This is a genomic window from Kitasatospora sp. NPDC094019 (genome assembly GCF_044764505.1).
GTDB lineage: Bacteria > Actinomycetota > Actinomycetes > Streptomycetales > Streptomycetaceae > Kitasatospora.
Genome location: NZ_JBIWIF010000007.1, coordinates 237,732 through 250,078, shown reverse-complemented (window position 1 = coordinate 250,078; position 12,347 = coordinate 237,732). Strand labels below are relative to the sequence as shown.

Annotated in this window: 13 protein-coding genes and 1 riboswitch; of the genes, 9 read left to right on the top strand and 4 right to left on the bottom strand. The window is 74.2% G+C overall.

The features are described 5' to 3' along the window. Positions 1-43: 43 nt before the first annotated feature. Both ACIQ9P_RS18305 and ACIQ9P_RS18300 read left to right on the top strand, forming a co-directional pair. On the top strand, positions 44-973 hold the full coding sequence (locus tag ACIQ9P_RS18305) for an ABC transporter substrate-binding protein (RefSeq protein ID WP_402356450.1): 930 nt from the start codon (positions 44-46) through the stop codon (positions 971-973). 3 nt (positions 974-976) lie between these two features. Then, complete coding sequence (locus tag ACIQ9P_RS18300; protein ID WP_402356447.1) at positions 977-2,053, top strand: LLM class flavin-dependent oxidoreductase; 1,077 nt, start codon at positions 977-979, stop codon at positions 2,051-2,053. 234 nt (positions 2,054-2,287) lie between these two features. On the opposite strand, the gene mgrA is transcribed toward ACIQ9P_RS18300, so the two are convergent. After that, the gene (gene mgrA, locus ACIQ9P_RS18295) at positions 2,288-3,280 is read right to left on the bottom strand and encodes an L-glyceraldehyde 3-phosphate reductase (RefSeq protein WP_402356444.1); all 993 of its coding nucleotides are present in this window, start codon (positions 3,278-3,280) and stop codon (positions 2,288-2,290) included. A 319-nt stretch (positions 3,281-3,599) separates the two neighbouring features. Here mgrA and ACIQ9P_RS18290 point away from each other — a divergent pair, with 319 nt between their 5' ends. From ACIQ9P_RS18290 to ACIQ9P_RS18275, 4 genes are all read left to right on the top strand, one after another. Next, a complete protein-coding gene (locus ACIQ9P_RS18290) occupies positions 3,600-4,166 on the top strand; it encodes a TetR/AcrR family transcriptional regulator (protein WP_402356441.1) in 567 nt (188 codons plus the stop codon). Between the two features lie 83 nt (positions 4,167-4,249). Then, positions 4,250-4,843, top strand: coding sequence for a DUF4865 family protein (locus tag ACIQ9P_RS18285; RefSeq protein WP_402356438.1), 594 nt, complete (start codon positions 4,250-4,252; stop codon positions 4,841-4,843). 16 nt (positions 4,844-4,859) lie between these two features. After that, on the top strand, positions 4,860-5,345 hold the full coding sequence (locus tag ACIQ9P_RS18280; RefSeq protein WP_402356435.1) for a carboxymuconolactone decarboxylase family protein: 486 nt from the start codon (positions 4,860-4,862) through the stop codon (positions 5,343-5,345). Continuing rightward, complete coding sequence (locus ACIQ9P_RS18275; RefSeq protein WP_402356432.1) at positions 5,342-6,298, top strand: phosphotriesterase; 957 nt, start codon at positions 5,342-5,344, stop codon at positions 6,296-6,298. Before ACIQ9P_RS18280 ends, ACIQ9P_RS18275 begins: the two co-directional genes overlap by 4 nt. 215 nt (positions 6,299-6,513) lie before the next feature. On the opposite strand, the gene ACIQ9P_RS18270 is transcribed toward ACIQ9P_RS18275, so the two are convergent. Beyond that, a complete protein-coding gene (locus ACIQ9P_RS18270) occupies positions 6,514-7,278 on the bottom strand; it encodes an SDR family NAD(P)-dependent oxidoreductase (protein WP_402356429.1) in 765 nt (254 codons plus the stop codon). A 137-nt stretch (positions 7,279-7,415) separates the two neighbouring features. Between ACIQ9P_RS18270 and ACIQ9P_RS18265 the strand changes: the two genes are divergently transcribed. Both ACIQ9P_RS18265 and ACIQ9P_RS18260 read left to right on the top strand, forming a co-directional pair. Beyond that, positions 7,416-8,036 (top strand): TetR/AcrR family transcriptional regulator, encoded by a 621-nt coding sequence (locus tag ACIQ9P_RS18265; RefSeq protein WP_402356426.1) that lies wholly within the window; start codon positions 7,416-7,418, stop codon positions 8,034-8,036. Positions 8,037-8,311: 275 nt separating this feature from the next. Further along, positions 8,312-9,460 (top strand): alpha/beta hydrolase, encoded by a 1,149-nt coding sequence (locus ACIQ9P_RS18260; protein WP_402356423.1) that lies wholly within the window; start codon positions 8,312-8,314, stop codon positions 9,458-9,460. A 72-nt stretch (positions 9,461-9,532) separates the two neighbouring features. Here the strand turns inward: ACIQ9P_RS18260 and ACIQ9P_RS18255 are convergent, their stop codons facing one another. After that, positions 9,533-9,862, bottom strand: a complete 330-nt coding sequence (locus tag ACIQ9P_RS18255) for a MoaF-related domain-containing protein (RefSeq protein ID WP_052709344.1) — start codon at positions 9,860-9,862, stop codon at positions 9,533-9,535. Between the two features lie 304 nt (positions 9,863-10,166). After that, positions 10,167-10,336, top strand: a riboswitch (cyclic di-AMP (ydaO/yuaA leader). 3 nt (positions 10,337-10,339) lie between these two features. Here ACIQ9P_RS18255 and ACIQ9P_RS18250 point away from each other — a divergent pair. Next, positions 10,340-11,605, top strand: a complete 1,266-nt coding sequence (locus ACIQ9P_RS18250; RefSeq protein WP_402356419.1) for a family 16 glycosylhydrolase — start codon at positions 10,340-10,342, stop codon at positions 11,603-11,605. 27 nt (positions 11,606-11,632) lie between these two features. On the opposite strand, the gene ACIQ9P_RS18245 is transcribed toward ACIQ9P_RS18250, so the two are convergent. After that, positions 11,633-12,253 carry a hypothetical protein gene (locus ACIQ9P_RS18245; RefSeq protein WP_402356416.1) on the bottom strand — a complete coding sequence of 207 codons (621 nt, stop codon included), beginning with the start codon at positions 12,251-12,253 and terminating at the stop codon, positions 11,633-11,635. Positions 12,254-12,347 lie beyond the last annotated feature (94 nt).

Genomic DNA, 12,347 nt, shown 5'->3' with positions numbered 1-12,347 from the left:
CGCCCTCCGGCCCCGCCCCGCCCGCACCACAGGAGTTGATCCCATGGCCATCGCCCTCGGCGTCCACGCCAGCAATCCGTCCCTCTACTACCTCTCCCGACTCGACTACCTGAACGAGGAGTTGGCTCCGCTCGGGGAGACCGGGGAGTTCCACCACTACACCGACGGGACGCGTACCGGCGAGCTGCTGGCACAGGGCGTGATCGACTTCGGCGGCACGGGCTCCACCCCGCCGGTGACCGCCCAGGCCGCCGGCCACGACCTGGTCTACGCGGCGGTCTCGGCGCCCCGCCCCGACCACGGCGCGCTGCTGGTGAGCGCCGACGGGCCGGTGCGCTCGGTCGCCGACCTGAAGGGCGGCACCGTCGTCCTGGCCATCGGCTCCTGGCAGACCCATCTGCTCGCCAAGGCGCTGCACGCGGAGGGCCTCTCCTACGCGACCGACGTCACGGCCGTCCGCCCGGCGGCGGGGGAGGACCAGGCGCTGCGGCTGCGCGAGGGCGCGATCGCCGGCTGGATCGCCCAGGGCGCCGAGCTGGCGGCCGCCCGTCGCGGCGGCGGGTTCCGCGAGCTGGTCCGCACCGGCGACGTCATCACCGACCGCTCGGTCTTCTTCACCCGGCGCGGCTTCGCCGTCGACCGGCCCGAGGTGGTCGCGGCGATCGTCACCGCCCTGCGCCGCGCGGACGCCTGGGTGGCCGCCCATCTGCCGGAGGCCGCCGCGATCGCCGCGGCGGACCTCGGTGGCGGCGCCGAGGACTGGCGGACCGCCCTGGCCGGCCTGCCGTGGCGGCTGGAGCCGGCGACCGCCGCGTTCGTCGCCGAGCAGCAGGAGGCGGCCGACATCTTCCACCGGGTCGGCTTCGTCGACCGCCGGGTGGTCGTCGCCGACGCCCATCTGCCCGCGCTGGAGGCCCCGGTGGCGGCGGCCGCGACCGCCGCCACCGTCACGGCCGGCACCGGGGCGGTCTGACCGATGGCCTCCGAATTCCTCTGGTACATCATCCCGCGCGAGGGCCACTACCCCTGGGAGCCGGCCGGACGCCGCCCGGCCGACCTCCGCTACCTCCAGCAACTGGCGGGCAGTGTGGAGCGGTTGGGCTACACCGGCGCGCTGCTGGCGACCGACCTGCACGACGTGTGGGACCTCGGCAACGCGCTCGCCGCCGCCACCACCCCGGCGTTCAAGCCGCTGCTCGCCGTCCACCCGGGGCTGATCTCGCCCACCCTGCTGGCCAAGATGGCGCTCAGCTTCGACCACCTGCACGGCGGGCGGCTGCGCTTCAACGTGGTCAACGGCTCCACCGAGCAGCTGCGCGAGTACGGCCTGCACGTCGAGCACGACGACCGCTACCGGCTCAGCGCCGAGTACTGGTCGATCGTGAAGCGGCTGACCTCCGGCGAAGTCTTCGACCACAAGGGGGAGTTCTACGATCTCCGGAACGCCGGGGCGAGCCTGCGCGAGCTCACCCCGGTCCAGCCGGGCGGCATCCCGCTCTGGTTCGGCGGCAGTTCGGCGGCCGGGATCGAGATGGCCGCCGAGCACGTGGACGTCTACCTCACCTGGGGCGAACCGCCTCGGCAGCTCAAGGAGAAGCTCGACCTGGTCCGGGAGCGCGCCGCCGCGCACGGGCGCACCCTGCGGATCGGTCTGCGACTGCACCTGATCGTCCGTGACACCGAGGACGAGGCGTGGGCCGCCGCCGACCGGCTGCTCGACGTGACCAGCGAGGCCACCTACGCCCGCCAGCTGGGCGGGGTGCGCGGCGAGGACGGCGTCGGCTGGCAGCGGCAGTTCCGGCAGCACGGTGGCAAGGTGCCGGCCCGGGCCCGCGAGCTGGAGGTCCATCCCAACCTGTGGCCGGGGATGAGTCTGTTCCGCCCCGGCCCCGGCACCGCCGTGGTCGGATCGACGGCCCAGGTGGTCGAGCGGCTCCAGGAGTTCGAGTCGCTCGGGGTGGACACCTTCATCCTCTCCGGCAATCCGCTGCTGGAGGAGGCCCACCGGGTCGCCGAGACGGTGCTACCGGCGCTGGGAGTCCGCCGCCGGTAGGGCGCCGGGAAGAAGGGGGAACGGCAGCGGCGAGGTCAGCGCCAGCTGCCGGGCGAAGCGGGCGACGGTCCGGAGGAGGTACATCCGCACGGCGGACTCCCGAGGTCTCGAAGGACGCGTACGGACGGTCCCGTACGCGCGGTCCAACGAGTGCGGTGCCCCGCCGGTCACGCACCGACCGGCGGGGCACCGCGCGTTCCGTCCCGGGGGCGCTCCGGGGGTCCGGCGCGCGCCTCAGCGGCCGATCGCGTCGATCTCCGCGAGCTCCTCGCCCGTCAGCGGGCCGCCTGCCAGCGCGTCGAGGTTCTGGTCCAGCTGCCGCACACTGCTGGCCCCGATGATCACCGACACCACCCGCTCGTCCCGCAGGACCCAGCTCAGCGCCAGCTGCGCCAGCGTCTGCCCGCGCCGCTCGGCGACCTTGTTCAGCGCCCGCAGCTGCTCCAGCTTCGCCGCGGTGAGGGCCTCCTCGCGGAGGAACCGGCCCACAGACATCCGCGACCCGCTCGGTACCTCGCCGCTGAGGTAGCGGTCGGTCAGCAGGCCCTGGGCGAGCGGCGAGAAGGCGATCAGACTGGTGCCGGTGTCGCCGACGGCGTCCAGCACCCCCTCGTCCTCGACGTAGCGGTTGAGGATCGAGTAGGAGCACTGGTTCATCAGCACCGGCGTGCCCAGGTCGCGCAGGATCGCCACGGCCTTCCGGTGCTGCTCCGCCGGGTAGTTGGAGATGCCCGCGTACAGGGCCCGGCCGGACCGGACGGCGGTGTCCAGCGCGCCCATGGTCTCTTCGAGCGGGGTGTCCGCGTCGTAACGGTGCGAGTAGAAGACGTCGACGTGGTCGAGGCCCATCCGGCCCAGCGACTGGTCCAGGCTGGCCAGCAGGTACTTGCGGCTGCCGCCGTCGCCGTACGGGCCGGGCCACATGTCGTAACCGGCCTTGGAGGCGATGAACAGCTCGTCCCGGTACGGGCGGAAGTCCTGCGCGAACAGGTGGCCGAAGTTGCGCTCGGCACTGCCGTACGGCGGGCCGTAGTTGTTGGCCAGGTCGAAGTGGGTGATGCCCCGGTCGAAGGCCCGGCGCAGCACCGCCCGCTGGACGTCCAGCGGTTGGGCGTCACCGAAGTTGTGCCACAGGCCCAGGGAGACGGCCGGGAGCAGCACGCCGCTGCGCCCGGCCCGGCGGTAGGTCATCGAGGCGTAGCGGTCGTCCGCGGCGAGGTAGGTCATGGCGACATCCTGCCAGGTCGGCGCCGCCGGGACGGTGGTGATTCGTTCCTCGCGTCCGGCGGCCGGCCTCCGCCGGCGGCCCGCCCCGCCCCTGCTGGTGACGCATGGTGACCGGCGGTGGGCGGCGAGGTGACGCGCGCCACGGCCGGCGGGCGAGTGCCGTGCGGATTTCCTGGGGACGACGATCACACAGGGCCGTGGACCGCCGGGGGGCGGCCCACGGTCCACGCTCGTTCCGCGGTGCTTCGGCGGCCTCGTCCGGAGATTCTGTACCTACTGGTATGTACAGCAGTGTGTACCCATAGGTACAGTGGCGGACATGGCAACCCGGGAACGGCTCATCGAAAGCACCCAGGACCTCCTCTGGGAGCGCGGCTACGTCGGCACCAGCCCCAAGGCGATCCAGCAGCGGGCGGGTGTCGGTCAGGGCAGCATGTACCACCACTTCGACGGCAAGACCGACCTCGCCGCCGCGGCCCTGCGCCGCAGCGCCGAGCAGATGCGGGCCGTCGCGGAGGCCGACCTGGCCGGCCCCGGCACCGCCTACGAGCGGGTCGCCGCCTACCTGGGGCGCGAGCGCGAGGCCCTGCGCGGCTGCCGGATCGGCCGGATGGCCCAGGATCCGGACGTGGTCGCCGACCCCCTGCTGCGCGCGCCCGTCGAGGAGACCTTCGACTGGCTGCGCGGGCGGCTCGCCGCGGTGATCGCCGAGGGGCAGGCGAACGGCGAACTGCGGCCCGGGGCCGAGCCCGCCGATCTCGCCGCCGCCGTGGTCGCCGTGGTGCAGGGCGGCTATGTGCTCGCCCGCGCGGCCGACAGCGCCGAACCGTTCGAGCGGGCCGCCCGCGGCGCCCTCGCCCTGTTCGCCGCCCACCGGCGCGACTGAGCGGCCGTCCAGCGGCCGCCGCACGGCGCGCCGTCACCGCCGCCGCCGCCCCACACCGTCACCGTCCCGACCGGGAGTCCGCCGTGCACGCGATGCAGTACGAGATCACCCTGCCCGCCGACCACGACATGCGCACCGTCCACCGGCGGATCGCCACCAAGGGCCGGTTGCTGGACGGTTGCCCCGGCCTGGGCCTCAAGGCGTACCTGGTGCGCGAACGCGGCCGCGACGGTTCGCCCGTCAACCAGTACGCGCCGTTCTACCTCTGGCGCACCACCGAGGCCATGAACGGTTTCCTCCTCGGCCCCGGATTCCGCACCCTCTGCGCGGACTTCGGCCGCCCCGCCGTCCGGCACTGGATCGGCGCGGGCCTCCGCCGGGGCCCGGGAGCCGTCGACGGTCCGGTGGCGACCGGCCCCGTCGCCGCCACCCGGCTGACGGAACGGCTGCCGGAGGGCGCCGACCCGGGCGAGGCCGTCGAACGGGCTCTGGCCGACCTGCCCGACCACCCCGACCTGCACACCGCCGCCGTCGCCCTCGACCCGGCCCGCTGGGAACTGCTGCGGATCGCCCTCTGGCGCGCCGACGCCCCGGCCGGGGCGCCCGGCACCCGGTACCGCGTGCGCCACCTCTCCCGCCCCGAACTCGACCGGCTCCCCGTCGGCCGCCACTGGTGAAAGGACTGCCCTCCCCGTGAACCCGGCCACCACCACCCCGACTCCGCCCGCGGACCCGACCCTGGTCGCGGGTCTTGTCCCCTCCCCGTTCGACCGGGCCGCCGGTCACGCCCTGCTCGCCGAACTGGCGGGCGACCGGACCCGGTCCGGCACCCTGGGCCCGCTCGACGAGCTCGCCCCCGGCTTCGCGGACTGGATCGTCACCGCGCTCTTCGGCGGCACCTACCAGCGGCCCGGACTCTCCCTGCGGGACCGCCAGGTGGCCAACCTGGCGGCACTCACCGCTCTCGGCGGCGTGGAGCCGCAACTCGCCGACCATGTGCGCAACAGCCTGCGGATCGGCCTGACCAGGGCGGAGGTCACCGAGGTCCTGGTCCACCTCGCGCCCTATGTCGGCGTGCCCAAGGCGCTGGCCGGACTGCGCGTCCTCGCCGCCGTCCTCGCCGAGGCCGACGCGGAAGTCGCCGAGGAGGGCGCCGAGGACGGGGGAGCCACGGCATGAACGCGCCCACGCACCCCGGCGGCACCGGCCCCGCCGTCCGCACCGGCCCCGCCGTCCGCACCGTCCTCGGCGACCTCGATCCGGCCGAACTCGGCGTCTGCGACGCCCACGACCACCTCTTCCTGCGCAGCCCCGTGCTGCCGGGCGAGGAACTGGACGATCCCGCCGCCGCGGAGGAGGTGCTGCGGGGCTTCGCGGCCGTCGGCGGCCGGGCGTTCGTCCAGTGGACGCCGGCCGGGATGGGACGGCGGGCCGACGCGCTGCCCGGCCTCTCCCGCGCGACCGGGGTGCACCTGGTCGCGGCCACCGGGCTCCACCAGGCGGTCCACTACGATCCGGCGGAGCTGGAGCGGCGGTACGAGGGCCTGGCCGGCTTCTTCACCGCCGAGCTCACCACCGGGCTGCGGGGCGCTCCCGAGGGCGTTCGCGCCGGACTGGTCAAGGTGGCGGGCGACTACCACGGCCTCGGTCCGCACACCCGCCGGGTGATGGCGGCCGCCGCCGAGGCGCACCACGCCACCGGCGCGCCGATCGCCGTGCACCACGAACTCGGCACCGCCGCACCCGAGGTCCTCGATCTGCTCTGCGAACGGCACGGCGTCCCGCCCGGGCGGGTGGTGCTCGGGCACCTCAACCGGTTCCCGGACCTCCGGTTGCACCGTGAACTCGCCGCCCGCGGCGCCTTCGTGGCACTGGACGGCCCCTCCCGGGCCCACCACGCGACCGACCACCACCTGTTCGACACGGTGGCGGCCCTGGTCGAGGCCGGACACGGCGACCAGGTGCTCCTCGGCGGCGACACCACCACCCGCACCGCCCGCTCCGGGCCCGGCCCCACGCACCTCCTCACCGCCCTCGCCCCCCGGCTTGCCCGGGCCTTCGGCTCCGAGGCCGCGCACGGCATCCTCACCACCAACCCGGCCCGGGCGTTCGGGGTGGAGTGGCGGGGGTGAGGCCGGGCCCGTCGGCGTCGGCGTCGGCGTCGGTGGCCGAGGACGCCCGCCGCCCGGCACGCCGCGTTCGCGGCGGCGTTCGCGGTGCGCCGGGCTGAGTCGGGCCGAGCCGAAACCCGGGCCGGCCAGCCGTTCCGCCCGGCGCCGGGCGACCGCGCGGCGCCCACCGACCGCGCGCCCCCCGACGGGCCCCGGGCCGCGGCGCCCCGTCGGCGTCACATGTGGGTGCCGCCGTCGATCCGCAGTTCCGTCCCGGTGACGAAGGCGCCGTCGTCCGAGGCGAGCATCGCGATCACCCCGGCGACGGTCTCCGGTCCGGCGAAGCCCTGGCCGAGCGCCGGGGAGAGCTTGGCGAGCAGGCCGAGGTCCGCGTCCGCCGGCAGACCGGGGTTGTTGGTCATGCCGCTGTCGATGCTGCCCGGCGCGACGCACACCGCCCGCAGGCCCCGCTTCGCGTACTCGGCGGCGATGGCGTGGGTGAACGACTGGATGCCGCCCTTGGTCGCGGCGTAGGCGGCCATGTAGGGGTGGGCGAAGGTGGCGGAGGTGGAGCTGAAGTTCACCACCACGCCCTTCCCGCCCGCGAGCAGCGCGGGCAGCGCCTCCCGGGTCATCAGGAAGGTGCCGGTCAGGTTGACCGCGACGATCCGGTTCCAGAAGTCGAGGCCGGTCTCGTGGGTGTGGGAGGAGCGCAGGATGCCGGCCGCGTTGACCAGGACGTCCAGGCCACCGAGCGCGGCGACCGCCTCCGCCACGACGGTCCGTACGGCGGTCTCGTCCGACACGTCCAGCACCGTCGTGGTGAGGCGGTCGGCGGTGCCGTCGTCGGTGGCGCGGTCGAGGGTGGACTTCAGGCCGTCCTCGTTGACGTCGACGGCGACGACCCGGCCGCCCTCGGCGAGGATCCGGTGCGCGGTGGCCCGGCCGATGCCCGAGCCGCCGCCGGTGATCAGGACGTTCCGTCCGTTGAAGCGCTCCATGGTGGTACTCCGTTCCGTTCGTGGTCTCTCGACCTCATCGACACGGTACGCCTTAATGGCACGTCGTGCCAAAAAGGCTTGACATGCCGAATCGACGTGAAGCGCCATAGAACCCTTCGTCCGCGTACGCTGAGCCCGTGACCGGACGTCCGACCCTGAACCAGCGCCGCCGCGAGAGCACCCGGCTGGAGATCGCCCAGGCCGCGGCCGAGCTGTTCGCCGCCCGCGGTGCCGAGGCGACCACCGCCGAGGAGATCGCCACCGCCTCCGGCATCTCGCTGCGCACCTTCTACCGCTACTTCTCGGAGAAGGAGGACGCCGTCGCCCCGCTGCTCGCGGCCGGGGGCGAACGCTGGGTGCGGCTGTTCGCCGAGAGCGCGTCCGACCTGCCGGTCCGGGAGGCGCTGGAGCGTTCGGCGGCCGAGTCCCTGAGTCCGTCCGACGCGACCGCCGTCGAGGCCCTGCGCTGGACCCGCGACCTGCTGCGCGATCCCCGACTGGCCACGGTCTGGCAGCGGGTGCACGCCGACTCCGAGGAGCGTCTGCGGGCCGCGATCGCCGACCGCTGCCCGCCCGGCACCGACGTGCTGGAGATCCGGCTCGCCGCCGCTGCCGCCACCGCCGCGATCAGGGTCGCGCTGGAGCAGTGGGCGCGCTCCGGCGCGCCGGCCACCGGCCCCGGTTCGCCGCGCGAACTCGGTGTCCGCTGCGTGCGTGAACTCACCGCCGGCCTCGGCCTGTGGACCCGCGTCAACTGACTGAGCCCCGGTCACCCCTTCCGTCACCGGTGCCGCGGCGCGGGGACGGGCACCGCGCGCCGTCGCCCGCAGCACACTCCGGCCGCCCGCCTCTCCTCCTCCAGGCGGATGGCGTCACCGCTGGTCGGCGGGGGCGGCGGGCCCCGCGCGGCGGCTAGGCTGGGTGGTCGCGCCTCGGCGACGGCACCCCGCCGCGGACGGGGGAACCGGGGCGGCCCTCCCGGGTGTCCTTCCCCCGGGGGCGGGGGAGTACGAGGCGTGGGAGCAAATACGACATGGGTCTGACGAGCCACAAGGTGCTGGCACTGACCGTTCTGATCGCCGTGGCGGCGATGGCCGGGACGGTCTGGCTGTGGCCGAGACTGTCGAAGCGGAACTGGAAGGCCGTGCTCGGCCGGATCGGCGCCCTGCTCGCCACCCAGCTGTCCGTGCTCGCCGCGCTCGGCCTGGTCGCCAACAACTACTTCGCGTTCTACAGCAGCTGGGACGACCTGCTGGGCACCGGGGACAGCGGTCCGGTGGTCATCCACAACAAGGTGGACGCCTCCGGCCGGCTGCGGGTCGAGACCATCGGCCACGCCGAGGTGCAGGGCGGCGGGGCGCTCGGCCGCGACCGCGACAAGTCCGGCGAGATCCGCGAGGTCCGGATCGACGGCGCCACCACCCGCCTCTCCACCGAGGGGTACGTCTACCTGCCGCCGCAGTACTTCCAGCCCGGGAACGAGCAGAAGCAGTTCCCGGTCCTGGTCGTCAGCACCGGCTTCCCGGGCATCGCCAAGAACCTCGTCACCCGGCTCAACTACCCGGGCGCGGCGCTGAAGCTGCTCCAGGAGGGGCGGATGCAGCCCACGGTGCTGGTGCTGGTGACCCCCTCGCCCGCGCTGCCCCGGGACACCGAGTGCGAGGACATCCCGGGCGCCGCGCAGTCCGAGACGTACTTCACCAAGGACGTGCCCTCGGCGATCCAGGCGACCTACCGGGTCTCCGCCGACCCCCGGGCCTGGGCGTTCATGGGCAACTCCACCGGCGGGTACTGCGCCCTCAAGCTGGCGATGCGCCACCCCGAGGTGTTCCCGACCGCCGTCTCGCTCTCCGGCTACTACCAGGCGGCCGACGACCCGAGCACCGGCGACCTGTTCGGCGGCAGCGAACAGCGCCGCAACGAGGCCGACCTGATGTGGCGTCTCAAGAACCTGCCGCAGCCCGCGGTCTCGGTGCTGCTGGCCGGCACCCGGGAGGGCGACGGCAACTACCGGCGCGAGACCGAGGCGTTCGTGGCCGCCACGCGCAGCCCGATGAAGGTCTCCTACAGCATGCTGGAGACCGGCGGCCACAACTTCGAGACCTGGAGCAAGCTGCTCCCCTCCTCACTGGAGTGGATCTCCCAGCGGCTGACGGTCCCGGCCGCGAGCCCCTCGGCCTGATCGCACGGAAGCCCGGCCGGGCCCCATGGGCGACCGGCCGGGCTTCGCGGACCCGGGCGGGCTTCCGTGCGATCAGGCCACCTGCTCCAGGGTGCCGGTGTGCAGCTCGCCGACCCGGCCGCCCTCGCCCTCGTACGTCCAGAACGCGCGGACCGTCATCCGGGTCAGGTCCATGACGTGGCTCACGGTGATGCCGCTGACCTCGGTCCAGCTGACGAAGTAGAGCTGCGGGCCGACCTCGGCGACGTGCAGGGAGACGTCCTCCCACTGGCCCGCCGACTCGCCGAGGCCCTCCCAGCGCAGCCGCTTGCCGTCGGCCGAGTACGCGTTGCGGAAGGCCGCGCCGTTGTCGACCCGGAACAGGAAGGTACGGCCGGCGAAGGCGGGCAGGGACGCGGTCATGGTGGGGCGGGTCTCCTCGTCTCTGGACGTGCTGTCGTGGTGCTCGCTGCGACCCGGACGGGTCCGGGCGCGGATGGATCTCCAACCTATCCGACGCCCCCGCCTCCGTGGCGCGATTTCCCCGCCGGACCCGCCACCCCGGCCACCCGGACCCGCCGCCCGGGGGCGCGGGGCGGCGGTGTGAGCTGCGTGACAACCGCCCCGGGAAGGTTGTCCGTGCGCGGACGGCCTGCCTAGCCTGCAGGTGCTTCCGCCACAGCGGAGCCCCGCCGCCGGGACGCCGAGTCCCGTCCACCCGCCGGCCGGCAGTCGAGCACCACAGCGGACGGGAGCGGGGGACCCAGGTCAGTGCCCGGCCGTGCGCGCATCCGTGCGCGTGTGTGCCGCGGCTAGGGGTGAAGCCGCTCTCCGGACGGCCGGGCAACCTCAGCCCGAACCCGACAGCTCACCTCGCAGGCGTCGCAGAGGACCACTGCCATGCCCACTGCCTCCCCGCAGCCCCCTCGGCCTGCCCGGAACCCGGGCCTCCGCGCCCGGCGTCCGGCCGCCCGCCACGCCCGTCCCTCCCACCGGGGTCGCACCGCCGCCCTCGCCGCCGCCGGGGCGCTCGCCGTCACCGGTGCCGGACTGCTCGGCCTCCCCGCCGTGACCGGTGCCCAGGCCGCCGCCCTGCCGACCGTCACCCAGGACAAGCTCGGCCCGGCCACCATGGTCGCCGGCAAGGCCGCGGCGGCCTCGCTCACGCTGCACTCCTCGTCCTGCTTCACCGCGAGGACGGTCGGCGTCGGCGTCCGGGACGCGGCCGGGCGCAACCTCGACTTCCCCGGCAGCAGGAGCAACGTCCAGGTCTGCCCCGGCGGCCTGTCGATCACCACCGGTACCCGAACGCTGGCGGCCGGCACCTACACCCAGTTCGGCTTCTGGCAGGACAGTGGCGGCGGCTGGCACAACCTGCCCTCCCGCCAGCTCGTCGTCTCCGCCACCACACCGACCCCCACTCCCACGCCGACCCCCACGCCGACCCCGACCACCCCCAGCACGGGTGCCCCGGTCGCGGGCAAGAAGCTCACCTGGTCGGACGACTTCGACAGCCTCGCCCTCGGCTCCCGCTGGACCGCCGACCGGAGCAGCTCCTACCACTACGGCGACCACAACCCGAACGACAACAAGCTCGACTGGCTGAACAAGAACAACGTCGCCGTCTCCGGCGGCGTCGCCACCTTCACCGCCAGGCCGAGCGCGCACACGCTGGAGAACGGCAAGCAGGCATGGGACACCGGGCTGCTCACCACCGAGTACTCCGGTGAGGGCTTCAAGGTGAAGACCGGCGACTACATCGAGACCCGGGTCAAGCTCCCGGCCGGCACCGGCGCCTGGCCGGCGCTGTGGACGTGGAACAGCACCAGCGGTACCCACGGGGAGATCGACTCCTTCGAGTACCACAGCGACAACCCGAACCTGCTGGAGCTGACCAACCACATCAACCCGGGCCACCTGTACGTCACCGACGCCAAGGCGATCGCGAAGGACGGCTGGGTCACCGTCGGCACCCACTACGGTGCCACCTCGGTCGACTGGTACATCAACGGCACCAAGGTGTTCTCGGACGGCAAGGGCGTCGGCGCCGGCTGGACGGCGTACCCGATCCTCAACCTGTCCCTGAGCGCGGGGAACTACCACCCCGCGCCCTCGGGCACCACGCCGATCACCTTCGCGGCGGACTACGTCCGGGTGTACCGCTAGAAGCAGCCACCGGTCCGGGGCCGACGGTCAGACGATCGGCCTCGGACCGGTGGTCTCGACGACCTCGATCGCGAACGGCTGCCGGTTGTTCGCCTCGTTCCGGTCGTCGTCGCCGCGCACCGCGACGTAGCCGCCCGTCAGCTCGCCGAGCGGGACGTCGCCGGAGAGCCGCAGCGGGATCAGCGCCGTCGCGCTGCGGAACTTCGGCAGACCGGCCGGGAAGGTACAGCGCACCCGGTGGCCGTTCTGGAACTCGTAGCAGTTCTCCGGGAAGAACGGCCCCTCGGCCGTCACCCCTTCGGGCAGGGTGACCACGACGGTGAACGGTGAGGCGGTCCGGTCGGGCCCGAGGTTGCCGATGAAGGCGTGCAGGACGGTGCTGCCGCCGGGCGCGGCCGGGTCCGGGTCGATCCGGACGACGTAGAGGTCGGAGTCCGAGTGCTTGGCCGCCGCGGCCGGGTCGGCGTTCGTGCCCGGCTCCGCGGCGCCGGGGTCGCCGGCCCCCGGCGCCGGGGCACTCGTCCCGGGCGCGGGCGCCTTGTCGTCCGGGCAGACCGCCCCGGCCTGCCCGGCGGCCAGTACCGCCACCGCGCACCCCGCCACCAACGACCTGCCGAGAAGTCCTCGAACGGAACCGCTGCGGGTCATCGCCGCTCACCCTGCCCTTCGTGTCCGGCACACCCGCGCCGTCGCGGGCCGCGTCCGGACCAGCGTCGCCGACCGGTCCGCCGGGGCCGGGCAA

Excerpts from the sequence above, each read along its gene's own strand:
- ACIQ9P_RS18255 (WP_052709344.1), bottom strand. The coding sequence starts at position 9,862 with ATGACCGCGTCCCTGCCCGCCTTCGCCGGCCGTACCTTCCTGTTCCGG.
- ACIQ9P_RS18250 (WP_402356419.1), top strand. The coding sequence starts at position 10,340 with ATGCCCACTGCCTCCCCGCAGCCCCCTCGGCCTGCCCGGAACCCGGGC.
- ACIQ9P_RS18245 (WP_402356416.1), bottom strand. The coding sequence starts at position 12,253 with ATGACCCGCAGCGGTTCCGTTCGAGGACTTCTCGGCAGGTCGTTGGTG.
- ACIQ9P_RS18290 (WP_402356441.1), top strand. The coding sequence starts at position 3,600 with ATGGCAACCCGGGAACGGCTCATCGAAAGCACCCAGGACCTCCTCTGG.
- ACIQ9P_RS18300 (WP_402356447.1), top strand. The coding sequence starts at position 977 with ATGGCCTCCGAATTCCTCTGGTACATCATCCCGCGCGAGGGCCACTAC.
- ACIQ9P_RS18305 (WP_402356450.1), top strand. The coding sequence starts at position 44 with ATGGCCATCGCCCTCGGCGTCCACGCCAGCAATCCGTCCCTCTACTAC.
- mgrA (WP_402356444.1), bottom strand. The coding sequence starts at position 3,280 with ATGACCTACCTCGCCGCGGACGACCGCTACGCCTCGATGACCTACCGC.
- ACIQ9P_RS18270 (WP_402356429.1), bottom strand. The coding sequence starts at position 7,278 with ATGGAGCGCTTCAACGGACGGAACGTCCTGATCACCGGCGGCGGCTCG.
- ACIQ9P_RS18275 (WP_402356432.1), top strand. The coding sequence starts at position 5,342 with ATGAACGCGCCCACGCACCCCGGCGGCACCGGCCCCGCCGTCCGCACC.
- ACIQ9P_RS18260 (WP_402356423.1), top strand. The coding sequence starts at position 8,312 with ATGGGTCTGACGAGCCACAAGGTGCTGGCACTGACCGTTCTGATCGCC.